The sequence below is a fragment of the Methylocapsa sp. S129 genome, assembly GCF_009765995.1.
Lineage (GTDB): Bacteria > Pseudomonadota > Alphaproteobacteria > Rhizobiales > Beijerinckiaceae > Roseiarcus.
The window spans coordinates 17,495-42,413 of sequence record NZ_LMUI01000050.1 but is presented as its reverse complement, the minus strand read 5'-3'; the positions used below and the strand labels follow the sequence as shown (position 1 = coordinate 42,413).

Below are 24,919 nucleotides of genomic sequence, written 5' to 3'. Positions count from 1 at the left end.
TGTCGACGCCGCCGCTTGCGCTGCTACTTGCCCAGCTCCACGATCACCTGTTCAAGCACGGCCGGCGAGATGCGGATCATGCTCGTATAGGGCTGGCTGAGTTCGAGGATCAGGAAGATCGCGCTGGCGACCGAACAGGCGCCGAGCGCCAGCGCGGTCAGCGTCGTCGCGTTGAGGCGCGACAGCATTCCAAAGCCGCAAAACAAAAAGAACGACCACACCGTTACGGTGATGATGAGCGGCCAGGATATCGGATTGGTCAATTGCAGCGACATCAGCAACCGGGTCTCTCCAATCGACGCATAGTGCTGTCCGGCCGCCCCCAGTAATTGTTTCTGAACGTCTGTCGTTGGATGGAGAGCGCCGAGAAAGCTACTCACCGAGCCCATATTGGCGTAGGAGGCGTTATAAGCCTCCGCCTTCGCGTCTTCGTCCCCCCAGAACTGCTCGTGCGCCCAAACGAGATCGGTTCTCAGCAGGTCGCGCCCCTTGTTGGCTTCGGGCCCATATTGCGTCAGTTCGAGATTGTATTCGAGCGCGCGCGCCGACAAAAGGTTCAGTTCATTCTGTTGCGTCGTGAAGACGCCATAGGCGGTCCAGATGAGCAGACCGAGGACCAGCGCCAGCAGCAAAGTGAGAAGCCCGACGACGCCGCCGATCATGTCGCGCGAGCGATCCGACGTATGATGCTCGGCGAGACGCTTCTGCAGGAACAGTCCCGCGACGCCGCTTGCGAACATCAGGACGGCGACGCCGATCGCGACGGCAAGGGAGAGCATGGACGTTTTCTCGTGAGGCCTATGGCGGGAAAACGAGCATAGGCTATCTCGCGGCGCCAAGCGAGATCGCTTTGGCGCGGCCGCCACGTTTGTCGAGGAAATGTCGCGGCACAAGACCTGCGCGCGAGGACACGACCGCCGGGCTCTGAGCCGGCGGTCGTTTTGCTATGACGCGCAGGCGTCAGGGGCGACAATGGACCTCGCCGTTGAAGCGCGCCCAGCAACGCCGATCTCCGTCGGAGCCATTGCTCGGATCGTCAACGCGATGATGGTTCCGATGCCAGTTCCCCCAACGATCCCACCATACTTTTTCGATCTCGGCCGAAGCGACCGGTTCGCCCAGAGACGGCCCGGAAAGGGTGAAGGCGGACGCCGGGCTCATCGAGAGCGCCAGCATCGTGGCGCCGGCGAGCGCCGCGAGGGAACAGTTTGTGAGATTGAGCATCGACATGGTTTTCTCCTTGTTGGCGTGAAGCGACGCGCTATGCCGCCAATCCGACAGGCTTACGGTCCGCAATGGGCCGCTGTTCCCGTCAAGTTCATGGCGACGATCGACAAATCGGGTATTCCGTTTCGATTTGCGATAGACTGAATAGGCTGGAGAGGGCGTTCGAGACGTGAGGCTGAGGATGCATTTTGGAAGGACAGCCACGCTGGTGGCGGCGCTGGCTCTCGCAGGTTGCGGCGGGGAGCCGCTGCGGACAGGTCCGATCGATCCGCAGACGCTGCGCGCGGTCGCCAGCGTTCATGTCGATCCAGCTGCGGCGACCGCGATGCTGACGGCCTACCGGGCGAGCCATGGCCTTGGCCCGGTGTGGCTCGATGCGGCGCTGACGGCGATGGCGCAGCGCCAGGCCGATGCCATGGTCGCCGCCAACGCGCTCTCACACGATGTCGCCGGGAGTTTCTCCGCACGGATCGAGGCCGCGCGCATCGACACGCCGCGGTCGGCTGAGAATATCGGCGGCGGATATTATTCCACCGAATCGGCGTTCACCGGCTGGCGCAATTCGCCCGAGCACAACGCCAATCTTCTGATGCCGCAGGCGACGCGCTTTGGCATCGCCATCGCAAAGGACGCCCGCACCCGCTTGCGGGTCTATTGGGCGATGGAAGTGGCGGCCGCACCCGAAGACCCGTCGGGCGGACCGGCGTCGCTCCTGTCGAATTCGGCCTCAGTCGCGGCGTCTCAGTGATCCGAGGGCGCCCATCGGCATCCGAGGATAAACCGCGGCGGGGCGGCGCAAAGGATCCGGGGCCTTGCGCTTAGCGGCCGCCATCAGTCAGGCGCCAGGTTTTTACGCAAGCCTGTCACGAGCCAAGGTTCGATGGCGGCCAACAGCGCTTCCTGCGTCCAATCCTCAGCCAGCGGCGCATCGCGCACCATCCTCGCCAGCCGGCGACCATCCAGCACTGCTTGATGCGCCCATCGTGGCGAGGCATGAATCGCGGGAGGCAAATGGCCGTGAAACCGGCAAATGGCGCCGAATCGCTCGATATTCAGGCGCGTCGGTTCTCCGTGCGGGCGGACCCTTCCGTGTAGGGAGCGGCGGCGTCCGCAGGTTACCGTAAAGCTTCCCGTGCGTCGCACCAAAGCGCAATGGCCAAGACGGCGACAATGGCGGCGATGGTGGAAAGCGCGATGGCCACGAACATAGGAGTCTCCATAAGGTCCGGCGTTGGCTGAGGCTCGCTTACGGTCTGGACGCCTCGTCAATGCAGGATGCGCGTCAGGCTAAAAAGGGCGCTCTAATCGAGAACGCACCTGTAGCCGCTTCCTCTCATCCTGGATATCGCGTGCGTGCCTTGCTGGCACATGGTCCGGAATGAGAGATATTGAGCTTGATAAGGGTTCGAGGTTTCCGTCGGCATGCAGCCCGCTAGGCTGATTCCGAGAGCGACGATCAATGCGCCAAACCTAAGAATGCTACGCGCCATGTCCCGACCCTCCGGTTGCCGCTTCATCCTATACGAGCGCTGGGCGGCCTAAGTTTCATTCGACCGGCTCTCCGGCGGCGCCCAACGAGGCGGCTGCGGCCATCGGATTGCGGATCGGCTAGATGTTCTCGCGTGTGTAAATGTCGAAAGGCAGAACGCAAGTGTAAGTTCGACCCTTGGATCTGTCGTTGGAGGCACTGATCATGCCCTGCACCAATTCGTCGGACAGGTGGGTCAGCGGGTGCGAGATGACCAGCGTCAGCGTTCCGTCGAGCAGGGCGGCCCGGGTGTTGTCCATCAATTGATATCCGACGACGACGATTTTTCCGGCCCTGTCGCTCGCGCGAAGCGCCGCGAGCGCGCCGCTGATTCCGCCGCCGGCGACGTAGAGGCCGGCAAGATCGGGGTTCTCGCGCAATAGCCGCTCCGTCATCTCCTCGGCGACGGCGCTCGACTCGAAGGTCGTCAGCGGCTCCAGCAGCGTGAACGCCGGCGCGTATTCGCGAAAGTAGGAGCGAAAGCCGCTCTCGTTCATTTCCTGACAGCGATAGCGATGGTTTCCGACCAGAATGCCGAGCTTGCCCGGCGCCGCGCAGATGCGCTCGACCGCCCAGGCCGCGGTTCGCCCGACCTTCCAATTGTCGAGACCGACGTAATGCACGTTGCCCGTGGCGGCGAGTTGCGAAATGAGGGCGAAGACGGGAATGCCGCGCTGTTGAAGGGTTTCCACGGCCTGCGTGACGAGAGGATGAACGGCGGCGACGACGCCGATCGCGGCGCATTTTTCGCCGAGCGCGAGCATCCGCGCTGCAATGTTCTGGGGCGAAAGCTCTTCGAGAAATTCGATCTGAAGATCGACGTCGCAGTCGGTCAATCGTTCCGCCGCCGATCGCAAGGCTTGGGCGAGGTTCTGGTAGAAGGTCCGCGTCGGCTGCTGAAGGAGCACCCCGAAGCGATATTTGGGACGCGCCGCGCCCAGACGGTTCTCAATCGAGCCGAGCCCATAGAAACCGATCTCGGCGGCGGCGTCCCTGACGCGCCGCATCGTGGCCTGACGTACGCTGCCGACACCGCCGACGATCCGATTGACCGTGGAAACGGATACACCGGCGGCTTTGGCGAGATCGTTGATGGTGGGACGGGCCATAGGATTTTAATTATCTCATTTTATTTCATATCCGCAGTCACAATTGACATCGATGAGACGAATTATTCCATAACCGATTTCTGCACTTGATTTGATTCAGGTCAAGCCGATTATCTCACCGCAGATTGCAGGGCGTCCGGCGAAGAGCTTCGACCGGAGGCTGACGGAGGAAAGCTCAGGACTTCCAAGCTTTGCAGCGCGAGCAAGCGAACCGCCGGCATGGCTGGTTTCGCGCAGGGCGGGCGCGTCTTCACGCCCGGCCCGCCGCGGCGCACGGAACCTGAATTCCCTCCGAGATGCACAGAAAACGCCATCCAGATTGGCGGAGGCTTGACATGGACGACCTTAAATTCGGCGCCCGCAACAAGCGAGGCGACTATACGCCAAGCGCCAGAGTGGAGATCGCGCCTTTGTGGGCGTGGCCGCCCCGTCTCACGAAGATCATCGCCTGGATCCCCGGCTACATCTGGCCGTGGAACGCCTTCCACATGGCGACCGCGCTCGCCTATTGGCGGTTCGTCGTGCCCGACGTCGAGACGATGAAGGCGATAAGTTGGGGCTGGGCGCTGTGGCTCTATGCCGTGAACGCAGCGGCGATCTTCGTCCTCTATGGGTCCGTCGAGCTGTTCTACTACGTCAAGCGCAAGCAAGGCGCGCGCTTCAAATTCAACGCCAGGTTTCCTGCCGATCACCCGTCCGACGTCTTCTGGTTCAAGAGCCAGAACATCGATAATTTTCTGCGCAGCTATCTCATCTCGATACCGCTATGGACCGCGGTCGAAGTTTTCATACTTTGGGCTTTCGCCAACGGGTTTGCGCCCTGGCTGAAATGGTCGGATCATCCGGTGTATCTCGCCGCACTCGTGCTGATCGCTCCGGCGATCCATGAGGCGCATTTCTTCTTCATCCATCGCGCGATGCACTGGGCGCCGCTCTATCGGTGGGTTCACTCGGTCCACCACAACTCGATCAATCCCTCGCCCTGGTCCTCGCTGTCGATGCATCCAATCGAGGCGTTCCTCTATCACGCCGTCGCGCTATGGCATCTCATCATCCCCTCCAATCCCATCGTGGCTCTGTTCCAGCTCCATGTCGCCGGGTTTGGCGCGCTGAACGGCCATATCGGATTCGACAGGCTCGAACTCACGGAAGAGTCGGCGCTCGATAGCCACGCCTGGGCGCACTACCTGCACCACAAATATTTCGAAGTGAACTATGGCGGCGACGGCGTGCTCCCGCTCGATCGCTGGTTCGGCACCTTGCACGACGGTACGAAGGAAGGCGACGCGCTGATGCAGGCGCGGTTCGAGCAAAAGCGGGCGCGTCTCAACGCCAAGGCCGCCGCCGAGGGAGGTGCGCCGACTTCGTCAACAACAAGCTGACGGTCAATTCAATAAATCGGTCAGAGGACCGCAACTGGGGAGAGGAGACAAAAATGAAATGCATGAAGGATTTCGCGAGGGCGATAGCCACGGTCGCGCTGATGGCGACAAGCTTTAACGTCGCAATGGCGCAGACCCATGGCGCCAAAATCTTCGTTATCGGAGGCAAGGCGGACGACCCGTTCTGGTCGAAGGTCAAGAAGGGCGCCGACGAAGCCGGCCTGATTGTTAAGGCGTCGGGCGGCTCGGTGATCTGGCTCGGTCCGCAGACCTACGATAATTTGGGCCCGGACGCAGCCAAGCTCATCCGGGCCGCGCTCAGCCAACATCCCGACGCCATCGTTGGCCCGGACTGGGTCCCCGAGGCGATGGATGATGCTTTCAAAGAGGTTGTCGCCGCGCATGTTCCGCTGATCATCTATAATTCCGGCGGGATGGATGCGGCCAAGCGGCTGGGCGCCATGAACTATGTCGGTAACGAAGAATACGCGGCTGGCCTTGGCGGCGGCCAATATTACGGCAGCCACGGCGCCAAGAACGTGCTCTGCATCAACACACTGCCGGGCGCCACCAACACCGAAGACCGCTGCAAGGGCATCGCCGACGCCATGGGCAAGAACGGCGGCAAATCAAGCCAACTGCCGCTGCCTTCTTCAAGCTTCGGCAACCCGACCGCGGTCGCCGAGGCCATCAAGGCCGCTCTATTGAAAGACAAAACCATTGACGGCGCCATCACCATCAGCGCCGGTGACGCCAACAGCGCCGCCAACGCCATTGCGCAGGCCGGCGTCGGCGACAAGGTCAAGCTCGCTTCGTTCGATATGGACGAAACCGGCCTGAACCGCATCAAGGATGGCAAGCAATTGTTCGCGATCGATCAGCAGCCCTACTTGCAAGGCTACCTTGCCGTGTCTCTGCTGAACGGCTTCGTCGCCTATGGCCTCGACCTTCCAACGAAACCGGTGCTGACCGGACCGGGGATCGTCGACGCGGCAAACGCGGACGCGACGATCCCCGGCGCCGCGGCGGGCGCCCGCTAAGCGCCGCAAACTGACCGTCCGGCCCGAGAGAGCATCCCTGGGCCGGACTTTCCCCATCGCGGCCGTCAGCCATCGGACCTCGGCGCGAACCGTTCCCTATTCAGGCCATAAGACTCGGGGGCCATGTCCATGAAATCCGAAACAGCCATGCAGCCCTCCGAGGCCGCGATCGCGCCGCTCGCCTCGCGCTCGCAATGGCCCTCGTTCGGCAGCCTCGTGCGTCGGCCGGAGATGGGCTCGGTCATCGGCCTGATCGCCGTCTTCGTCTTTTTCTCGATCTTCGGCGGCGAGGATTTTCTGTCCGTCGGCGGTGCCGCGAGCTGGCTCAATGTCGCCGCCGAACTCGGGATCATTGCGCTTCCGGTTGGGCTGCTGATGATCGCCGGGCAGCTCGATCTCTCCGTCGGCTCGATGGTGCCCGCCAGCTCCATGACGGTCGCCATCATCTCCGGCCACTTCCATGCCCCGATCATCGTCGGAGTCCTCGCCTCTCTCGGCCTCGGCCTCGTCGTCGGCTTCGTCAACGGTCTCCTGGTGATCCGGACCAGGGTGCCATCCTTCGTGGTCACATTGGCGACGCTATTCGCGTTGGCGGGTCTCACGCTTGGCCTTTCCATCATTCTGACGGGAAGCACGAGCGTTGCGCTCAAGAGCGGGCCCATCGCCAAGCTGCTTTTGGGCGACTATATCGGCGGCAAGTTCGAAGTGACGCTCTTCTGGTGGATCGCCATCGTGGCGATCGTCGGCTACATCCTGAATCTCTCCCGCTACGGCAATTGGATCCTGGCCGTTGGCGGGGATAGCGTGAGCGCCCGCAACGCGGGCATCCCGACGGACCGACTGACGATCGCGCTCTACATGGGCAGCGGCCTGTGCGCCGCTTTCGTCGGCCTGTCGCAGGCGATCCTCTACAACAGCGCGCAAGTGGCCGCGGGGCAGTCCTTCATCTTCAACTCGATCATCGCCGTCGTCGTCGGCGGCGTGCTGCTCACGGGCGGATACGGATCGGTGGTCGGCATCGTGCTGGGCACCGTGACGTTCTCCGTCGTCAACCAAGGCATATTCTACACGGGCTTCAACGCCAATTGGGCCAGCCTGATCATCGGCATCCTGCTGCTTCTGGCCGTCGTCATGAACAACACGTTCCGCAACATGGCGCTGACCTACGCCGCACGTACGAAAACGAGGACGCGCTCATGACCATTCCCCTCCTCAAATTGACAGGAATCAATAAGTCGTTCGGTCCGATCGACGTGCTGCGCGACATTTCGCTCGACGTGAACCGCGGCGAGGTGCTATGCCTGCTCGGCGACAATGGCGCGGGCAAGTCCACGCTCATCAAGATTCTCTCCGGCGTCCACAAAGCGACGTCCGGCGTCATGGAGATGGACGGCAAGCCCGTCTCATTCGACAGTCCCCGCGACGCCAGCGACCACGGGATCGCAACGGTCCACCAATTTGGCGGAACATTTCAGCTCATGAGCATCGGACGCTCGTTCTTCGTCGGGGCCGAGCCGACAAAGCGCTGGGGGCCGCTCGTCATCTTCGACCGCAAGCGGGCCAATGAGATCGCCGTCAGAGAAATGCGGCAACTCGGGATCACGCGCATCGACGACGGCAACCGCCTCGTCGGCGGCCTGTCGGGGGGCGAACGCCAGGCCCTGGCGATCGCCCGCGCCGTCCATTTCGGCGCGAGCGTGCTGATCCTGGACGAACCGACCGCCGCGCTCGGCGTCAAGGAGGCGGCGCATGTTCTGCGCATCGTCCTGCAAGCGCGTCAGAAAGGCATCGCCGTTATCTTCATCACCCACAATGTCGTCCATGCCCTGACGGTGGGCGACCATTTCGCCGTCCCGATCCGTGGCTCGAAGGCCGCCGACTTCCGCAAGGGAGAGAAGAGCCGCGAAGAGATCACCGATCTGATGGCTGGCGGCGAGCAGATGGCCGAGCTCGAGGCCGAAATCGAGAGCTACATGACAAAACACGAAGGTCATCCGCCGCGCGTCGGGGGATGACCGCGGCGCCTCAAGGCAAGGGTGAGAAATTCCGCCGGCGCCGTTCTCGAAATTCGAATTCACCGGGGTGGTGCAGATGGCGCAGTGGGTTGACGCCTATTCGGCGGATGACATAGAAAACGAAGAGGCGATCCGGTTTGATCATGGCGGCAGGACATTCGCCATTTACCGCAGCCCGGACGACGAATTCTTCGCAACGGACGGCTTGTGCACGCATGAAAAGGTGCATCTGGCCGACGGCCTCGTGATGGACGACATCATCGAATGTCCCAAGCACAATGGCCGCTTCAACTACAAGACCGGCGAGGCGAAGGGCGCGCCCGTCTGCGTAAACCTCAGAACCTATCCCGTGCGCGTCGGAAACAAACGCGTGTTTGTCGAGATATGAGCATGAGCCGGCCCCTTGCGCCTACCGCCCGCGCCGCCGCCTGAGCCGACCACGACGCCCAAGCCGTAAGAGTGAAAAGCCCGCTCAGATTCGAGCGGGCTTTTTTGTCAGGCGCCGCGCCACGAACGGCTCTCTATGACGCCGATGCGCGACTTATGGAGCCAGACCTCGATTGTCGGGCAGGTTTTCTCCGAAAGAAGCTTTTTCGCGAGCGCAATCGCCGCGCCGTCGCTCTCACACTCGTGGTCTTCCGCGAGCGCGATACGGCCGCCAACGTCGATCGAATAGAAGCGATAGAAGTGCCCCGCCTCTGGGATAAATGCTGCCGAAGGGGCGCCTCCGGCGGGCGTTTGATGAGTTGATATGGACATCTTTGACCTCCCGCATTTTGTCGTCTTGGCCCCCAGAATCAGTCATAAATCTATCGCTCGTCGATGACCATCGGAATCCCGGCATAATCCTCTAAATTATTGATTAGTCGGACTAATGCTAGCATGGCTACGCTCGATGAAGCCCCAGACCACGAATTGACGCGCCGCGATTCGTCGCTATTTGAATTCTTCATGATGAGACCCTCGCGGGCGCCCGCAATTGCGCGTCAATCGGCGGTGACATGCACGCGCGGCAGCCGTCCGGCGTTCCACCGACCGTCGATCGCACGCTCAATCTGGGCGCCCAATTGTAGCAGCAGCCCATCATTGGCCTGGCGCGCCTGCGCCTGGATGCCCAGCGGCAATCCGTTCTCCTGTTCGGCGAGCGGCAAGGAAATGGCCGGGATGCCGCAGAGATTGGCAAGCGGCGTATAGGCGAAATTGCGCCAGAGATTGCCGAACCAGTCGAGCACCGACGGATTGTCGCTGGTCGTCAGATATTCCGTAGCGCCGATCTTCGGGGTGGGGAGCGCCGTGATCGGGGTCAGGATGATGTCCCAATCCTCGAAGAAGGCCCCGAAGGCGCGGGACGTCGTATTGAACACCGCCTGCATCCGCGCCCGCTCCGCATAGGAGGCGTTTAGGCCAGCTTCCCAGATCTTGACGTTCACAGGCTCGACCAAATCGACGGGCGGCCGGTCGAGTCCTAGCTGGACGAGCAAGTTGGCGATGGTCTGTGCGAAATTGCTGATGTAGCAGGTCGTCTGGGCGGCAAAGGCGACACGAAAATCCACTGCGGGGAGCGCCCAATCGACGTGATGGCCCAAACCTTCGAGGAAGCGGCCGACCCGCTCCAACTCCGCCACGATTTGCGGCGTGGCGCGGTAGTCGCCCCACTCGTGCGACAGCGCGATGCGAAGGCGGCCCGGATCGCGCTGGATGAGATCGGAGTACGGCTCGGCCGGCAGCCAATAGGGCATGAACTCGCCCGGCGCTCCGCCACGGCAGCTATCGACGAAGGCCGCCGTGTCGCGCACGGTGCGGGTGTGGCAGCCCTGGATCGAGACAAGTCCCGTCAGGTCCGACGCGTTCGGCGCGATGGAGAACACGCCGCGCGACACTTTGAGGCCGATATTGCCGTTCACCCCGGCGGGGATGCGAATGGAGCCGCCACCGTCGGTGGCGTGCGAGATGGGGAGGGCGCCGGCCGCTACTATCGCCGCCGTGCCGGCGGAAGAGCCGCATGTCGTGTAGTCCAAGTCCCAGGGGTTGCGCGTGATATAGACCGCCGGGTTCTCGGCCGAACTGCAGACGCCGAATTCCGGCGTGGTGGTGCGCCCAACGATGTTCAGCCCGGCCTGGCGGATCCTGCCAGTGAGGTGGCTGTCCGCCTTGGCGCGGTTGCCCCGCATGAGCAGCGAACCCATCTCCTGTAGGCGCCCCTGCAGGGTCGGGCCGAGATCTTTCATGAGGTAGGGAACGCCGGCGAAGGCGCCGCCGGCGTTCATCCCATCCTTCAACGGGTCGTCCACTACATCGTCAAACACCTCGACAACGGCGCTGAGGGCTGGATTGATCCTGGCGATGCCGGCGGCGGCCTGGGCCGCCAGCTCGGCGGGTGTCACCTCTCCCTTTCGGACGCGGGTAGCCAGCGCTACGGCGTCGTGATCGGCCCACTCGTCCCAGCTCATCGCCAATTTCATATTCGCGTCGCTCACTTTCAGATTATGCGTGGAGCCTAGATGAACAACCCGAGGTGATTCAAGGCCGGGTGTTCGGTTTGGACGCCATCGCTTCAGCGGAGACGCGGTGACAGGTGTCGGGTTACATTGCATTGCGGCAAATCGTCGCTTTCGCAAGGCCGAGTCCGAGGACTTTCAAATCGATAAATCGCAAAGGGGCGGGCGACGAAGTCATCGAAGCGAATCGCCTCCGGCCGTGGGCTGGCAATGAGTTGGAAACTGGCATGAAACTCGCATAGCGCTGCGGGCGCTGCTAACTGGCCGGCGTTGCAGGCTCGCATCGCCTCAGCCGGAACGCGGCTGACTCGATGTTGCTCGATCTTGGGGCGCAAATGCGTGCTGTCCATCGCTTGTGGCCACTCAAATGAATGTGAATTTGTTCGCGGGCGTCGCAGGTGAAAGGGGAGAGTCAATGCTCTTAGAATCCACGCGCAAACGTGCAACCGTTTTGTTAGCGGCGGCCATTTGCTTGGCTGCTCCCGCGCTCGCCAACGCGCAGACAACTTTGCACGCCGTGATGCAGTCCGACTTGAAGATTCTCGATCCGATCTGGACCACGGCCTATATCGTTCGCAACTATGGATACATGGTCTACGATACGCTGTTCGCGATGGATGCGAAGGGCGACATCAAGCCGCAGATGGTCGACACCTATTCGGTGAGCGCCGATAATCTGACGTGGACTTTCACGTTGCGCGATGGGTTGCTGTTCCATGACGGCGCGCCTGTGACTTCGGAAGACTGCATCGCCTCGATCAAGCGTTGGGGCGCGAGGGACGCGGTTGGCCAGATGCTGATGACCTTCGTCAAAGAGATGAAAGTCGTCGACGCCAAGACCTTTACCATCAGCCTCAACGCAGCCACCGGTCTCATGCTGCAAGGTCTCGGCAAGCCTTCGTCAAATCCCGCCTTCATCATGCCCAAACGAGTCGCCGACACGCCGCCGAACGAACAGATCAAGGATTACATCGGTTCCGGCCCGTTCGTATTCAAGACGGATGAATGGAAGCCTGGCGTGAAGGCTGTCTTCGTGAAGTTCGACAAATATAAACCGCGGTCGGAGCCGCCCTCCGCGATGGCTGGGGGCAAGGTCGTCAAGCTTGACCGGGTTGAATGGATCGTGATGACCGACCAGCAGACTGCGGTCAACGCGCTCAAGGCTGGCGAAATCGACTTCATCGAGCAGCCGTCGATCGATCTGCTGCCGGAGATCACAAAAAGCCCAGACCTCAAGCTGGTCGACGGCAATCCCTTGGGCTATCAGTACGCCTTTCGCTTCAACGTTCTGCACAAGCCGTTCGACAATCCAAAAATTCGCCAGGCGCTGCTTTACGCCTTCAATCAGGAGGACTTCCTGAAGGCGACGATCGGCGATCCCACTTATTACAAGGAATGCAAGGCCCTCTTTGTGTGCGGCATGCCGTTCGCTTCGGACGCTGGCATGACGGACAAGCTTGAGTCGAATTTCAAGAAGGCGCGCGAGTTGCTCAAGGAAGGCGGCTACGACGGCGAGCCCGTGGTGTTGCTGCAATCGACCGATTTGGGGACGTTGACCAATCTGGCGCCTGTGGCGAAGTCGTTAATGGAAAAAATCGGCATGAAGGTCGACATGCAGTCGATGGACTGGCAGACGGTGGTGGCCCGGCGCACGAAGAAGGATGCGCCAGACAAAGGGGGCTGGAATGCGATGCTCACGAGTTGGGTGGCGGCCGATATTTTGAACCCGGTCAGTTCAGCTTTCGTGAACGCCAGTTGCGATAAGGCGCCGTTCGGCTGGCCCTGCGACCCGGAACTCGAAAAACTGCGCGCTGATTTCGCGCGTGAGATTGATCCGGCCAAGCAGAAGGCGATCGTCGATGCGGTGCAGGTTCGGGAGGCCGAATATCCGACCTACATCAATATCGGTCAATGGTACCAACCCTATGCGATGCGCAAGACTATCACCGGCGTGATCGCGGCGCCGGTCGCCGTCTTCTGGAACGTCGAAAAGGCAGGCGGCTGAACGGAACGCGCGGCTGAGGACGTCATCATGCTGATGTACTTGTGCCGGCGGATTGCCGCGATCGTGCCGGTGGTTTTGATCGTCGGCGTGCTGGTGTTCTTGATGTTGCGGCTGACTCCCGGCGACCCCGCGGCGGTGATCGCCGGCAACTCGGCCTCGAGCGAAGACATCGCGCAAATTCGTTCGCAACTCGGCCTGGATCAGCCGATCGCCGCCCAGTTTTTCATCTGGGCCGGCAAAATGGTCGTGGGCGACTTCGGCGAATCGTTCTTCTACAAGAAAACGGTCGCTTCGCTGATCGTCGATCGTCTGGAGCCGACGTTGGCTCTGGCTGTGCTGACGATCATCCTCGCCACCGTGATATCGGTGCCGCTCGGCGCGTTGGCCGCCTACCGACAGGGCTCGTGGGTCGACCGTGTCGTGATGGGATTCTCGGTGCTCGGCTTCTCGGCGCCGGTTTTCGTGATCGGCTATCTCTTGATCTATGTCTTTTCGGTCAAACTGGGTTGGTTTCCCGTACAGGGCTACCAAAGGCTATCGGATGGGTTTGGCGGATTCATCTACCGGCTCATACTGCCGTCGATTACGCTTTCGATCGTCTATATCGCGCTTCTGGCGCGGATGACGCGCACCAGCGTGCTGGAGGTGCTCAACGAGGATTACGTTCGCACCGCGCGCTCCAAGGGTTTGTCGTCGATGAAGGTCCTCGTGCGCCATGCGTTGCGTAACGCCGCCGTGCCGATCGTCACAGTGATCGGCGTCAGCATCGCATTGCTGATCAGCGGGGTCGTCGTGACGGAGAGTGTTTTCAATATTCCCGGCTTGGGTCGTCTGACCGTCGACGCGGTATTGGCGCGCGACTATCCGACGGTTCAAGCGGTGGTTCTGCTGTTTTCACTCACCTATGTCGTGATTAACCTGACTATCGATTTGCTGTACCTGGTCCTCGATCCCCGGATCCGGTATTGAACCCTCGGAGTGACGCGGTGAGCTCTGCTATTGTCCACGAGCCTTCGTCCTCCGACTCGGCGGCGGAAGACCCTGTGGCGCCGACCGAAGGGTTGCCGCCAGTCCAGCGCAATCTCGGCGTGTGGTCGCGCGTCCGCAGGAACGTTAGCGCACAGATCGGCGCCGCGCTGATCGCGGTGATCGTATTGATGGGCGTCGGCGCGCCGCTGCTCAGCGCTTGGGATCCGGACGGCATCAACCCAGCGGCGCGCAACAAGACCCCTGGTTACGAAACCACGATTCGCGACGATGACGGCAACAAGGTCGCATATAGGGCGTTGATGGGCACCGACACTTTGGGTCGCGACATCTATACGCGGGTCCTCTACGGCGCGCGCGTGTCGCTGGTTATTGGCGTGTCGGTCGCCGCGCTTAGCGTTGCGATCGGCCTGGCTTTGGGGGTGGTCGCCGGCTACTTTCGATGGCTGGACGGCCTTGTAATGCGCTTCATGGATGGGCTGATGGCGATCCCTGCGATCCTGCTGGCGATCGCTCTGGTCTCGCTTTCGGGCGCTAGTCTGACAACCGTGATTATCGCGATCACGATCCCCCAGGTGCCGACGGTCGTGCGTCTGGTGCGATCGATCGTGTTGATGATCCGGGAGGAGCCTTATGTCGAAGCGGCAATCTCGGTCGGCACGCCGACGCCGAAGATCCTCTGGCGTCATGTGTTGCCCAATACATTTGCGCCGCTGATCGTGCAGGCGACCTTCCTCTGCGGTTCGGCGATCCTGCTCGAAGCTATCCTCAGCTTTCTGGGAGTGGGCATGCCCAGCGACGTGCCGACCTGGGGCAACATCATGGCGGAGGGACGTTCGCTATTCCAGATATACCCGCACATGATCCTGTTCCCCGGCATTTTTCTGGCGGTCACAGTATTGGCCATCAATATGCTCGGCGACGGATTGAGGGATTCGATCGATCCTCGAATGTCGAAGCAATTGTGATGAACGCTCCTGTTCTCGATGTCCGCAACCTGAGGATTCGGTTGCCTGCCGGCGGTGACCGCGCCTATGCGGTGAATGATGTCAGTTTTACTGTGAGTCCCGGCGAGGTCGTCTGCCTCGTTGGTGAATCGGGTTCTGGCAAATCGGTGATCTCGTTTTCCGTGATGGGCCTGCTGGCCAAGGCGTTGGAGATCGAGTCGGGCGGCATCGCGCTGCAAGGCGAAAACCTGGTCGGGGCGAGCGAGGCGCGATTGCGGGCGCTGCGCTGCACGCGGATGGGGATGATCTTCCAGGAACCGATGACCGCGCTGAATCCGGTGATGCGCTGCGGCGCGCAGATCGATGAAGTGCTGCGCGAACACACCGATCTGTCGGCGAGCATGCGCAAGACGAGAGTTCTCGAGATGATCCGCCAGGTGCGGCTGCCCGATCCCGAGCGGATGTATACGTCGTTTCCGCATCAATTGTCGGGCGGCCAGCGCCAGCGCGTGATGATCGCCATGGCGCTGATTCTGGAACCGGCGCTGCTGATCGCCGATGAGCCGACCACCGCGCTTGACGTCACGACGCAGGCGCAAATCCTGAAGCTGATCAAGGAGATGCAACAGACCAAGGGAGCCGGGGTGCTGTTCATCACGCATGATTTCGGCGTCGTGGCCGAAATCGCCGACCGGGTCATCGTGCTCAAGCACGGAAGTTTGGTCGAAATGGGCGGCGCGACTGAAGTGCTGATGCGCCCGCAACAGGCTTATACGCGGATGCTGATCGACGCGGTGCCCGCCCATGATCCCCCGGCGCGCCAGCCGATTGCCGAAACCGAGCCGTTCGCGTTGAGAACCGTGGATCTCGCCAAATCGTACAACACCATTTCGTTGTTGGGCCGCAAGCGCTCGGTCGCCGCGGCCAGCGAGGTGAATATCGAGATCCGCCGTGGCCAGACGTTGGGGATCGTTGGCGAATCGGGTTCGGGCAAGTCGACCGTCGCCCGCTGCATCGCGCGCCTGATCGACCCAAGCGAGGGCAGGGTGCTGATTGGCGGCAAAGACTTCGCCAGCGCGCGCCTCGATCAGTTGCATGCAATGCGGCGCAAGGTCCAGGTGATTTTCCAGGACCCCTATCGCTCGCTCAGTCCGCGGCGCACGGTCGGGGCCTCGATCATCGAAGGGCCGATGAACTATGGCATCGGTCGCGAGGAGGCGATGCAGCGCGCCCGTAAGCTGCTGGACATCTTGCGACTCGAACCCTCGGCGCTGGACCGCTATCCCCACGAATTCTCCGGCGGCCAGCGTCAGCGGATTTGTATCGCGCGCGCGTTGGCGATGGAGCCGGAATTGCTGATCGCCGACGAGGCGGTGTCAGCGCTTGACGTGTCGGTGCAGGCGCAAGTGCTGCGACTGCTCGAAGAAATCCGTCACTCTCTCAACCTCGCCGTGCTGTTCATCACCCATGATTTGCGCGTGGCGGCTCAGGTCTGCGATCTCGTGGCGGTGATGTGCAAAGGCAGGGTGGTCGAATACGGCAGCGCGATGCAGATATTCACCGCGCCTCAGCACGAATATACGCGTGCGCTGCTTGATGCGGCGCCGGGGCGCCATTTCGCCTTTGCCCAGGCGGGGGCAGCCGCATGATCGCCGGGCGCCTGTTTTTTCTTCAGGGATGGAGAATATGACCGAACCTTGCGATCTTGACGCTGTCGCCGCGCGTCGGCTGATCGGGGCGAAGAAGCTTGCGCCAACCGAGTTGCTGGAAAGCTGTATCGGCCGAATTGAAGCTGTGAATCATGCCGTGAATGCCATCGTCGCCTGCGATTTTGCACGCGCGCGTGCGGCGGCGGTCGTGGCGGACGAGGCGATTGCCAGAGGCGATGCGCTGCCGCCGTTACATGGTTTGCCCCTCGGGGTGAAAGACCTCGAACCAACGGCGGGTCTCCGCACAACCTGGGGAAGCCCATTATTTCGTGACCACGTTCCCGATACCGACCAGGGCGCGGTGGCCCGCGCCCGCGCGGCGGGAGCTATCGTGCTCGGGAAGACCAATGTCCCGGAATTCGGGCTTGGAGCGAATACCCGCAATCTCGTCTACGGCCCAACCGGCAATCCGTTCAACCCGCGTCTCTCCGCCGCGGGTTCGTCGGGCGGCTCGGCCGTTGCACTGGCGACCGGCATGGCGCCGCTGGCGACGGGGTCGGACACCGGCGGCTCGCTTCGCAACCCGGCGGCTTTTTGCGGCGTCGTCGGCTTCCGGCCGACGCCGGGATTGGTCGCGAACGAAAGGCGCAGCATCGGCGAATCCGGGCTTCCGGTGCTTGGGCCTATGGCGCGCACAGTGTCCGATCTTGCGCTTCTTCTTGGGGCCATGGCCGGCGACGACGGCCGGGATATGTTGAGTCGGACTAGCACGACGATGGTTGCAGAGTGCGATCTCGCCGGTCTGCGCGTCGCCATTACCGAGGATTTTGGTTTTGCCCCGACGGCGCGGGAAATCCGTGCGACGTTTGGCGCCAAGCTCGCGCTGTTCCGTCATCTCTTCGGGCGATGCGACATTGCGACGCCCGATTGCAGCGGCGCCGACGAAGCGTTCGCGGTGCTAAGGGCTGTCGGCGTGCTCGCCGCGCATAGCGCGAAAGTCCGGGATTATCCCGAACTATGCGGCCCGAACCTGCATGCGAATATCGAGGAAGGGTTGCGCTATTCGGCCGCCGACGTCGCCCGCGCTTTCGTGACGCAGACCGCGATCTATCAGCGCTGGCAGGCATTCTTTTCAGATTATGACGTCATTCTGTCCCCGGCGATCACCATCTCCCCCCGTCCGTGGTCGGAGCTTTATCCGAAGGAAATCGACGGCAAACCGACTGCGAGCTACTTCCATTGGCTGGCGCTCGCCTATGCGGTGACCGTCGTGGGGCACCCGGCGCTCTCGTTGCCTGTCGGTCTGGACCAAGCGGGAATGCCGTTCGGATTGCAAATCGTCGGCCCGCGCAACGGCGATGCGAAAGTGTTGGCGGCGGCCGCCGCATTGGAGCGCGAATTGGCCGGCGATCCACGAACCTGTCGGCCGCGCCCAGACCTAGAGGCGCTGCGGCGGGCGCCCGCCATCGCCAATATGTCTGACCCTGGTTAAATACGGCAGCGCGACAGAACCATGCGCGGCGTCGCAAGGTGGAGGAACATGATCGTGAGTTTTGCGGGTCTTCCCTTCGATACGGACGCGATGCTTGAGGGTCTGCGGCCATGGGTGGAATGCGAAAGCCCGACATGGGACGCCGCGGCCGTCGACCGGATGCTCGATCTCGCGGCGCGCGATCTGGCGATCGCCGGCGCCCGGATCGAGCGCATCGCCGGACGCGGCGGATTTGGCGGATGCGTGCGTGCGCGTTTTCCGCATCCGCGCTCGGACGCGCCTGGCGTTCTGATCGCCGGCCACATGGACACGGTTCACCCCGTCGGCACATTGGAGAAGCTTCCCTGGCGGCGCGAGGGCGGCAAATGCTACGGGCCCGGCATTATCGACATGAAGGGCGGCAATTACGCCTCGCTCGAGGCCATCCGGCAGATTCGCCGGGCCGCGCTGGAGACGCCGCTGCCGATCACCATACTCTTCACCAGTGATGAAGAGGTCGGCACTCCCAGCACGCGGGATATCATCGAGGCGGAAGCCAGCCGCAACAGATATGTGTTGGTGCCAGAGCCGGCGCTGGCGAACGTGGGCGTTGTGACCGGCCGCTATGCGATCGCGCGGTTCAACCTGGAAGCGACCGGCAAGCCTAGTCACGCAGGTGCGAGATTGGCGGCCGGCCGTTCGGCGATCCGCGAAATGGCGCGCCAGATTCTCGTCATTGACGGGATGACAGGCGAGGATTGCACGTTCAGTGTCGGAATCGTGCATGGCGGCCAATGGGTGAACTGCGTCTCGTCGAGCTGCCGCGGCGAGGCTCTGAGCATGGCGAAGCGGCAGGCCGACCTCGATCGCGGCGTCGAGCGGATGCTCGCCCTAGCCGGGACTAAGGATGAGGTGACGTTCATGGTGACCCGCGGCGTGACGCGGCCGGTCTGGGAGCCAAATGCTGCGACACTCGCCTTATACGAGAAAGCCCGCGCCATTGCGCAAGAGATCGGCTTCGACATCACCCACGGCAGCGCCGGCGGCGGCTCTGACGGAAATTTTACCGGCGCCATGGGAATCGCGACGCTCGACGGTCTTGGCCTGCGCGGGGCCGACGCCCATACGCTCAATGAACATATTGAGATCGACAGTCTGGTTGAGCGGGCTCGCCTGATGGCGGGCCTGTTGACCACGCTCGATTGATGCGGAGACAGAACCGTTGGCGCCAATCCGAGGCCACGCGAGAGCATGAGGTGAGATTATGGCGGCGTTCCGCATTGGCGTCGGTGGATTCCTGCACGAGACAAATACCTTCGCGCCAACGAAAGCGAGTTATGAAGACTTTGTGCAAGGCGGCGGCTGGCCCGCCATGTCGAAAGGGGCCGCGCTGATAGATGCGACGCGCAAGGTCAATATCGGCATGTCCGGCTTCGTCGAAGCCGCGGAAGCCGCCGGCTGGGAACTTGCGCCGACCGTGTGGTGCGCCGCAAGCCCCTCCGCGCATGTGCGTGAGGACGCCTATGAACGCATCGCCAAGGCGATCGGCGACGGCCTCGCCGCCGCCGGCCCGCTCGACGGCGTCTATCTCGACTTGCATGGCGCCATGGTCGCCGAACATTTGGATGACGGCGAGGGCGAATTGCTGGCGCGCGTCCGCAACGCGATCGGCAAGGACGCGCCGCTCGTCGTCAGCCTCGATCTGCACGCCAATGTCACCCACGCCATGATCGAACATGCGGATGCGCTGATCGCTTATCGCACCTACCCGCATGTCGACATGGCCGACACCGGTCGCGCCTGCGCCCGGCACATGGCGCTGCTGCTGCGCTCCGGGCGCCGCTTCGCCAAGGCCTTTCGGCAGATGCCGTTTCTCATTCCGATCAGTTGGCAATGCACGACCATCGAGCCTTGCAAAGACATATATGCGAGGCTCGCCGGGCTTGAGAGCGCGGCGGTTCCGACGCTCTCGTTCGCGCCTGGCTTTCCAGCGGCTGATTTCTCGGGTTGCGGGCCTTCGGTTATGGCCTATGGCCAGACCCAGGCCGATGCGGACGCCGCGGCGGACGCGATCGCAAAGCTCGTCGCCGATAGTGAAGCCACCTTCGACGGGCGGATATTTGGAGCCGACGAGGGCGTTCGTCAGGCAATGGCGATTGCATCGGGAGCTAAAAAACCTGTCGTCATCGCCGATACGCAGGACAACCCTGGCGCCGGCGGCGATTCCGACACGACTGGCATGCTGCGCGCTCTCTTGGCTAACGGCGCTTCGAAAGCCGCGCTCGGAATCATCGTCGACCCGCAGGCTGCGGCTGTTGCGCATTCGGCGGGGGCAGGCCAGACTGTGACGCTGGCGCTGGGCGGCAAGTCTGGCATTCCAGGCGATGCGCCCCTGGAAGCAAGCTTCGCCGTGGAAACGCTGTCTGACGGCTGCTTTACGGCGTCGGGCCCCTATTTCGGCGGCAGTCGAATGAATCTGGGCCCATCGGCCTGCCTGCGCATCGGCGGCGTGCGGGTCGTCGTCGCTTCACGCAAGGCGCAACTCGCGGACCAGGCCATGTTTCGCTATGTCGGCATCGAACCAACCGAGCAGGCCATTCTCGTCAACAAAAGCTCGGTTCATTTCCGCGCCGATTTCGAACCGATCGCCGAGACGATCCTGATATGCGCCGCGCCCGGCGCAATGCCGGCCGATCCGGCGGCGTTGCCCTGGAGGCGATTGCGCCCGGAAATGCGCATCAAACCGAATGGTCCCGTCTTCGGACGCGCGAGCCATCGATAATCTCCCACCCGCTGAGGACAAAGACCCATGCCAACCATAGCTCGCATTGAAGAATTCGCTGATGAATTGACCGCTATCCGTAGGGATTTCCACGCCCATCCGGAAATTGGCTTCGAGGAGCACCGCACCTCCGACATTGTCGCCGACAAACTGACGCAATGGGGCATCGAGGTCCATCGCGGCATCGGCGGAACCGGCGTTGTCGGCCTGTTGAAGGGGCGCGGCGATAACGGCCGCCGCATCGGCCTGCGAGCCGACATGGACGCCTTGCCGATGGAAGAGAAGACCAATCTGGCGTGGCGTTCGACGATCCCCAATCGTTTCCATGGTTGCGGCCATGATGGGCACACGACCATTTTGCTCGGCGCGGCGCGCTACCTCGCTGAAACGCGTAATTTCGACGGCACGGCGGTCTTCATCTTTCAGCCCGCGGAAGAAGGGCTTGGCGGCGCGCGCGCCATGCTGGCCGATGGGCTGTTCCAGCGCTTTCCCTGCAACGAGATCTATGGCTTGCATAACGCGCCCGATCTCGAGCCGCGACAGGTCGTCTCGTTCGCCGGACCGGGCATGGCCGGGGCGGATTTCTTCGACATTACGATCCGCGGCTACGGCAGCCATGGAGCCATGCCGCATCAATCGAAGGATCCGGTCGTCATCGCCATGGCGCTCGGCCAGGCCCTGCAGACAATCATCAGCCGCAACGTCAATCCGCACGAAGCGGCCGTGATGTCGATCACGCAGATTCATGCCGGCTCCGCCTACAACGTCATTCCCGACGATGCGAAGCTTTGCGGCACCATCCGCGGCTTTTCCGACGAGAGCCGCGCTTTGATGCGGGAACGCATGCGGACCATCTGCGCTGGCGTCGCGGTAAGCTTCGAGGTCGAAATTGACGTCGATATTCGCGATAGCTTCAGGGTTCTTGTGAATACTGCGGAGCACGCCAAGATCGTCGCCGACGTGGCGCGCGACGTTGTGGGCGCAGAGAATGTTTCGACGACGCCCAAGCCGAAGATGGGCAGCGAGGATTTCGCTGATATGCTGGGCGCCGTGCCAGGCGCCTATTTCTGGCTCGGCCACAGCGGCTCGACGCCTGTTCACAATCCCGGTTTCATTCTCGACGACGGAATTTTGCCGGTCGGCGCGAGCCTGTTTGCGCGGCTCGTCGAAACGCGCCTGCCAGTCGTGGCGCCGGCCTGACCGCCCACCGGAGATCAAGCTTAAGTGATACGCATGCAAGAGGCCGATCTTCGCGACAAAGTCGTTGCCTCGGTGGCTGCCGGCTTCGCCGAACAGATCGCCGATCCGCAGGAGTTGGCGCCGTTCGCGTCGGCTCGTGAGCCCGAACATCCAATTCAGGACTTCGCATTCCGCGCGTTCCGCTCATGCGGTTACGCCATGGAGAGTCTTGCGAACCGAGCTTTATTACTTGGACCACACGCGATGCGCTATTGCCTGTCACGGAATTTGAAGCTGTAATCGTGCGCGGACGGATGATGAACGCCGCCCGCGCAATGGGATGATATCGACGATTGAAAGGGCCGCGGCGAAGGCGCCGGACTCGTGATCGGAAGAGGAGTGACCATGTTTATCGCCACGGGCCCATCGAATCGGAAATTCCAGACCATCGCTTTTGCCGCAGCGCTTGCGACGACGCTCGCCGCCGTGCTCGCAGGTCCCGCGGTCGCGGATTCCGCCAAGGACGTTCTGACGATCGGCAAGGCGGCCGATCCGCAAACGCTTGATCCGGACATCACAGTGGACAACAACGACTGGACGGTGACCTACTACGCCTACCAAAGGCTGGTTCATTACAAGACGATCAACGGCAAGGGATCGACCGAGGTCGAGCCGGAACTCGCGGACAGTTGGAGCGTTTCCGCCGATGGCTTGACCTGGGACTTCAAGCTGAAGGCCGGCAATAAGTTCGACGACGGCTCCTCTCTCGACGCCGCGGCGGTGAAATATTCCTTCGATCGTTTGTTCAAGCTGAAGCAGGGGCCGTCGGAAGCGCTGCCCGAGAACACAACGGTGACCGTCATCGGCCCAATGGAAGTCCGCTTCCAACTGCCTTCGCCTTACGCGCCGTTTCTCTACGCGCTCGCCAATAACGGCTGCGGCATCGTCAATCCGAAGGTAGAGGAAAAGGCCAAGGACGGCGACATGGCCAAGGCCTGGCTTGCGGCGAACACCGCGGGGTCCGGCCCCTACAAGCTCGTGAGTTGGGACAAAGGCCAGTCGCTGGTGCTTGAGCCGAATGCGAACTACGCCGGCGAAAAGCCAGCGTTTTCCAAGGTTCGCGTGAAGATCGTCGGCGAGGCCGCCGCGCGACGCCTTCAACTCGAGAACGGCGATCTCGACATCGCCGAAGATCTGCCCGTGGATCAGGTGGAGGCGATCAAGAAGAAGCCCGGCATTCGCGTCGAGGAATATCCGAGCCTGCTAGTGACCTATCTCTATCTCAACAATTCAAAACCCCCGCTCGACAAGCCGGAAGTCCGCCGCGCCATTTCCTGGGCGATCGACTACCAAGGCATTGTCGATGGCATCTTCGACGGCCAGGCCAAGCAGATGCGCGGACCGATACCGGACGGCATGTGGGGCCAGGACCCGAATGTGATGCAGTACACGCAGGATCTCGCCAAGGCCAAGGCGGAACTGGCGAAATCTGGCGTGACGGCGCCCAAGCTCAGCTTTCTCTATTCCGAACGCGATCCGAACTGGGAGCCGATCGGCCTAGCCGTCCAGGCCAATCTCGCCGCTCTGGGCATCGAGGTGAAACTCGAGAAACTTGCCAACGCCGCCTATCGCGAGCGCCTTGGCAAGGGCGATTTCGAGATCGGCGTCGGCAAGTGGAGCCCGGACTTCGCGGACCCCTACATGTTCATGAACTATTGGTTCGATTCGAATCGCAAGGGCCTATCGGGCGACCGCGCCTTCTACGTCAATCCGAAGGTTGACGAACTGGTGCGCAAGGCCGCCAGCGCGACCGATCAGGCCGAGCGCGTGAAGCTCTACAAGGAAGCGCAGGCGATCGTGGTCGATGAGGCGCCTTACGTTTACCTCGTGCAGAAGAATAGCCAGATCGCCCTGCGCGATAGCGTCGCCGGCTTCGTCTTCAACCCGATGCTCGAGCAAATTTACAATATCGGCGCCATGTCGAAGACCAAATAAACCTGTCCAATTCAGGGGCCGGCCGTCCTGACGACGGTCGGTCTCGCCCCTTGTCGCGCCGTGCAACCCATGCCCGGGGGAGAGCGCGTTGCCCTTCGTCAATATTATTCGGAAGCGCCTGATTTTTCTGGTGTTGGTGGTGTTCGGCGTTTCGCTGATCACCTTCGCGATCTCGCACATCATCCCCGGCGATCCCGCCCGCCTCGTCGCTGGCGATCGGGCGAGCGATGAAATCGTAACGAGCATCCGACAGCAGATGGGCCTCGATCGCCCGCTGCCGGAACAATATTGGCGCTACCTCACAGGCATCCTGCGCGGCGATCTCGGCGCCTCGCTTCGCACCAACCGGCCGGTGATCGAGGATCTCGTCGCCTTCTTTCCTGCTTCCCTCGAACTCGCTCTCGTCGCGCTGCTGATCGCTACGTTGATGGGCGCGCCGCTCGGCGTGCTCTCGGCCGTCTACCGCGACCGGCCGATCGACCATGTGGTGCGCACCCTCGCGGTCATTGGCATTTCGACGCCAGCCTTCTGGCTCGGCCTTATCCTCATCGTGACGTTCTATGGCGCGCTTGGCGTTTTGCCTGGGGGCGGGCGCATCGATCCGAACCTTGCGATTCCCTCACGCGTGACCGGATTTTACCTCGTCGACAGCCTCCTCGCCGGCGATCTTCCCGCGTTCGGCAGCACGTTGCGCCACTTGGTCCTGCCTGCCTTCACCCTTGGCTTCATCCACCTCGGCGTGGTCGCCCGCCAGATTCGCTCGGCCATGCTTGATGAACTGCAGCAGGATTATGTCCGCACAGCGCGGGCGAACGGAATCGCGAAATGGCGCGTCATCTGCGGTCACGCGCTCCCCAATGCGCTGATCCCGTCGATCACAGTGCTCGGCCTCGCGCTTGGCGACCTCCTTTACGGTGCTGTTTTGACCGAGACGGTGTTCGCCTGGCCGGGCATGGGCGCCTATGTCGTGAACTCGATCCAGTCACTCGATTTTCCCGCCGTGATGGGTTTTTCGGTCGTCGTCTCCTTCGCCTATGTGCTCGTCAATCTGGCGGTCGATCTGATCTACATGGCGATCGATCCGCGCATCACGGGCGTCAACTGA

23 protein-coding genes are annotated in these 24,919 nt (G+C 62.1%); 17 read left to right on the top strand and 6 right to left on the bottom strand.

The genetic code is table 11. The features are described from left to right. Positions 1-23: 23 nt before the first annotated feature. Both GSQ90_RS27910 and GSQ90_RS27905 read right to left on the bottom strand, forming a co-directional pair. On the bottom strand, positions 24-779 hold the full coding sequence (locus GSQ90_RS27910) for a hypothetical protein (protein ID WP_158818259.1): 756 nt from the start codon (positions 777-779) through the stop codon (positions 24-26). 181 nt (positions 780-960) lie between these two features. After that, positions 961-1,230: a hypothetical protein gene (locus GSQ90_RS27905; protein ID WP_158818258.1), complete on the bottom strand. Its 270-nt coding sequence runs from the start codon at positions 1,228-1,230 to the stop codon at positions 961-963. A 178-nt stretch (positions 1,231-1,408) separates the two neighbouring features. Between GSQ90_RS27905 and GSQ90_RS27900 the strand changes: the two genes are divergently transcribed. Further along, positions 1,409-1,975 carry a CAP domain-containing protein gene (locus GSQ90_RS27900; RefSeq protein ID WP_158818257.1) on the top strand — a complete coding sequence of 189 codons (567 nt, stop codon included), beginning with the start codon at positions 1,409-1,411 and terminating at the stop codon, positions 1,973-1,975. Positions 1,976-2,058: 83 nt separating this feature from the next. On the opposite strand, the gene GSQ90_RS32740 is transcribed toward GSQ90_RS27900, so the two are convergent. Continuing rightward, complete coding sequence (locus GSQ90_RS32740) at positions 2,059-2,193, bottom strand: hypothetical protein (protein ID WP_256366633.1); 135 nt, start codon at positions 2,191-2,193, stop codon at positions 2,059-2,061. Positions 2,194-2,835: 642 nt separating this feature from the next. After that, positions 2,836-3,864, bottom strand: a complete 1,029-nt coding sequence (locus tag GSQ90_RS27895) for a LacI family DNA-binding transcriptional regulator (RefSeq protein ID WP_158818256.1) — start codon at positions 3,862-3,864, stop codon at positions 2,836-2,838. Between the two features lie 335 nt (positions 3,865-4,199). Between GSQ90_RS27895 and GSQ90_RS27890 the strand changes: the two genes are divergently transcribed. The 5 genes from GSQ90_RS27890 to GSQ90_RS27870 all read left to right on the top strand — a co-directional run bounded on the left by GSQ90_RS27890 (position 4,200) and on the right by GSQ90_RS27870 (position 8,689). Beyond that, positions 4,200-5,246, top strand: a complete 1,047-nt coding sequence (locus GSQ90_RS27890; RefSeq protein WP_158818255.1) for a sterol desaturase family protein — start codon at positions 4,200-4,202, stop codon at positions 5,244-5,246. A gap of 53 nt (positions 5,247-5,299) precedes the next feature. Further along, positions 5,300-6,286, top strand: a complete 987-nt coding sequence (locus GSQ90_RS27885) for a sugar ABC transporter substrate-binding protein (RefSeq protein ID WP_158818254.1) — start codon at positions 5,300-5,302, stop codon at positions 6,284-6,286. Between the two features lie 147 nt (positions 6,287-6,433). Then, positions 6,434-7,486, top strand: a complete 1,053-nt coding sequence (locus GSQ90_RS27880) for an ABC transporter permease (protein WP_158818364.1) — start codon at positions 6,434-6,436, stop codon at positions 7,484-7,486. Continuing rightward, positions 7,483-8,301: an ATP-binding cassette domain-containing protein gene (locus tag GSQ90_RS27875; protein ID WP_158818253.1), complete on the top strand. Its 819-nt coding sequence runs from the start codon at positions 7,483-7,485 to the stop codon at positions 8,299-8,301. Before GSQ90_RS27880 ends, GSQ90_RS27875 begins: the two co-directional genes overlap by 4 nt. Before the next feature lie 76 nt (positions 8,302-8,377). Continuing rightward, entirely contained in the window at positions 8,378-8,689 is a 312-nt protein-coding gene (locus tag GSQ90_RS27870) for a MocE family 2Fe-2S type ferredoxin (protein ID WP_158818252.1), read from the top strand. Positions 8,690-8,796: 107 nt separating this feature from the next. Here GSQ90_RS27870 and GSQ90_RS27865 read toward each other — a convergent pair whose 3' ends face one another. Then, positions 8,797-9,060 (bottom strand): hypothetical protein, encoded by a 264-nt coding sequence (locus tag GSQ90_RS27865; protein WP_158818251.1) that lies wholly within the window; start codon positions 9,058-9,060, stop codon positions 8,797-8,799. A 227-nt stretch (positions 9,061-9,287) separates the two neighbouring features. Then, positions 9,288-10,763, bottom strand: a complete 1,476-nt coding sequence (locus tag GSQ90_RS27860; protein WP_158818363.1) for an amidase — start codon at positions 10,761-10,763, stop codon at positions 9,288-9,290. A 508-nt stretch (positions 10,764-11,271) separates the two neighbouring features. Here GSQ90_RS27860 and GSQ90_RS27855 point away from each other — a divergent pair. From GSQ90_RS27855 to GSQ90_RS27805, 11 genes are all read left to right on the top strand, one after another. Next, positions 11,272-12,804, top strand: a complete 1,533-nt coding sequence (locus GSQ90_RS27855) for an ABC transporter substrate-binding protein (protein WP_371418464.1) — start codon at positions 11,272-11,274, stop codon at positions 12,802-12,804. Between the two features lie 27 nt (positions 12,805-12,831). Next, on the top strand, positions 12,832-13,773 hold the full coding sequence (locus GSQ90_RS27850) for an ABC transporter permease (protein WP_158818249.1): 942 nt from the start codon (positions 12,832-12,834) through the stop codon (positions 13,771-13,773). Between the two features lie 17 nt (positions 13,774-13,790). Next, positions 13,791-14,759 (top strand): ABC transporter permease, encoded by a 969-nt coding sequence (locus tag GSQ90_RS27845; protein WP_158818248.1) that lies wholly within the window; start codon positions 13,791-13,793, stop codon positions 14,757-14,759. After that, positions 14,759-16,387: an ABC transporter ATP-binding protein gene (locus GSQ90_RS27840; protein WP_158818247.1), complete on the top strand. Its 1,629-nt coding sequence runs from the start codon at positions 14,759-14,761 to the stop codon at positions 16,385-16,387. The genes GSQ90_RS27845 and GSQ90_RS27840 overlap by 1 nt, the downstream gene beginning before the upstream one ends. 37 nt (positions 16,388-16,424) lie before the next feature. After that, positions 16,425-17,879, top strand: a complete 1,455-nt coding sequence (locus GSQ90_RS27835; RefSeq protein WP_158818246.1) for an amidase — start codon at positions 16,425-16,427, stop codon at positions 17,877-17,879. Positions 17,880-17,933: 54 nt separating this feature from the next. Beyond that, positions 17,934-19,064 (top strand): M20/M25/M40 family metallo-hydrolase, encoded by a 1,131-nt coding sequence (locus GSQ90_RS27830; RefSeq protein WP_158818245.1) that lies wholly within the window; start codon positions 17,934-17,936, stop codon positions 19,062-19,064. A gap of 58 nt (positions 19,065-19,122) precedes the next feature. Further along, positions 19,123-20,640, top strand: a complete 1,518-nt coding sequence (locus tag GSQ90_RS27825; protein WP_158818244.1) for a M81 family metallopeptidase — start codon at positions 19,123-19,125, stop codon at positions 20,638-20,640. 27 nt (positions 20,641-20,667) lie between these two features. Beyond that, positions 20,668-21,840 (top strand): M20 aminoacylase family protein, encoded by a 1,173-nt coding sequence (locus GSQ90_RS27820; RefSeq protein WP_158818243.1) that lies wholly within the window; start codon positions 20,668-20,670, stop codon positions 21,838-21,840. Between the two features lie 33 nt (positions 21,841-21,873). Further along, on the top strand, positions 21,874-22,119 hold the full coding sequence (locus GSQ90_RS27815) for a hypothetical protein (RefSeq protein ID WP_158818242.1): 246 nt from the start codon (positions 21,874-21,876) through the stop codon (positions 22,117-22,119). A 105-nt stretch (positions 22,120-22,224) separates the two neighbouring features. Then, positions 22,225-23,814, top strand: coding sequence for an ABC transporter substrate-binding protein (locus GSQ90_RS27810; RefSeq protein WP_158818241.1), 1,590 nt, complete (start codon positions 22,225-22,227; stop codon positions 23,812-23,814). Positions 23,815-23,902: 88 nt separating this feature from the next. Beyond that, complete coding sequence (locus GSQ90_RS27805; protein ID WP_158818240.1) at positions 23,903-24,919, top strand: ABC transporter permease; 1,017 nt, start codon at positions 23,903-23,905, stop codon at positions 24,917-24,919.

What these genes read in the sequence shown, in the direction of transcription:
- GSQ90_RS27910 (WP_158818259.1), bottom strand. Translation starts at nt 779, where the DNA reads ATGCTCTCCCTTGCCGTCGCGATCGGCGTCGCCGTCCTGATGTTCGCA.
- GSQ90_RS27905 (WP_158818258.1), bottom strand. Translation starts at nt 1,230, where the DNA reads ATGTCGATGCTCAATCTCACAAACTGTTCCCTCGCGGCGCTCGCCGGC.
- GSQ90_RS27900 (WP_158818257.1), top strand. Translation starts at nt 1,409, where the DNA reads ATGCATTTTGGAAGGACAGCCACGCTGGTGGCGGCGCTGGCTCTCGCA.
- GSQ90_RS27895 (WP_158818256.1), bottom strand. Translation starts at nt 3,864, where the DNA reads ATGGCCCGTCCCACCATCAACGATCTCGCCAAAGCCGCCGGTGTATCC.
- GSQ90_RS27890 (WP_158818255.1), top strand. Translation starts at nt 4,200, where the DNA reads ATGGACGACCTTAAATTCGGCGCCCGCAACAAGCGAGGCGACTATACG.
- GSQ90_RS27885 (WP_158818254.1), top strand. Translation starts at nt 5,300, where the DNA reads ATGAAATGCATGAAGGATTTCGCGAGGGCGATAGCCACGGTCGCGCTG.
- GSQ90_RS27880 (WP_158818364.1), top strand. Translation starts at nt 6,434, where the DNA reads ATGCAGCCCTCCGAGGCCGCGATCGCGCCGCTCGCCTCGCGCTCGCAA.
- GSQ90_RS27875 (WP_158818253.1), top strand. Translation starts at nt 7,483, where the DNA reads ATGACCATTCCCCTCCTCAAATTGACAGGAATCAATAAGTCGTTCGGT.
- GSQ90_RS27870 (WP_158818252.1), top strand. Translation starts at nt 8,378, where the DNA reads ATGGCGCAGTGGGTTGACGCCTATTCGGCGGATGACATAGAAAACGAA.
- GSQ90_RS27865 (WP_158818251.1), bottom strand. Translation starts at nt 9,060, where the DNA reads ATGTCCATATCAACTCATCAAACGCCCGCCGGAGGCGCCCCTTCGGCA.
- GSQ90_RS27860 (WP_158818363.1), bottom strand. Translation starts at nt 10,763, where the DNA reads ATGAAATTGGCGATGAGCTGGGACGAGTGGGCCGATCACGACGCCGTA.
- GSQ90_RS27850 (WP_158818249.1), top strand. Translation starts at nt 12,832, where the DNA reads ATGCTGATGTACTTGTGCCGGCGGATTGCCGCGATCGTGCCGGTGGTT.
- GSQ90_RS27840 (WP_158818247.1), top strand. Translation starts at nt 14,759, where the DNA reads ATGAACGCTCCTGTTCTCGATGTCCGCAACCTGAGGATTCGGTTGCCT.
- GSQ90_RS27835 (WP_158818246.1), top strand. Translation starts at nt 16,425, where the DNA reads ATGACCGAACCTTGCGATCTTGACGCTGTCGCCGCGCGTCGGCTGATC.
- GSQ90_RS27825 (WP_158818244.1), top strand. Translation starts at nt 19,123, where the DNA reads ATGGCGGCGTTCCGCATTGGCGTCGGTGGATTCCTGCACGAGACAAAT.
- GSQ90_RS27820 (WP_158818243.1), top strand. Translation starts at nt 20,668, where the DNA reads ATGCCAACCATAGCTCGCATTGAAGAATTCGCTGATGAATTGACCGCT.
- GSQ90_RS27815 (WP_158818242.1), top strand. Translation starts at nt 21,874, where the DNA reads ATGCAAGAGGCCGATCTTCGCGACAAAGTCGTTGCCTCGGTGGCTGCC.
- GSQ90_RS27810 (WP_158818241.1), top strand. Translation starts at nt 22,225, where the DNA reads ATGTTTATCGCCACGGGCCCATCGAATCGGAAATTCCAGACCATCGCT.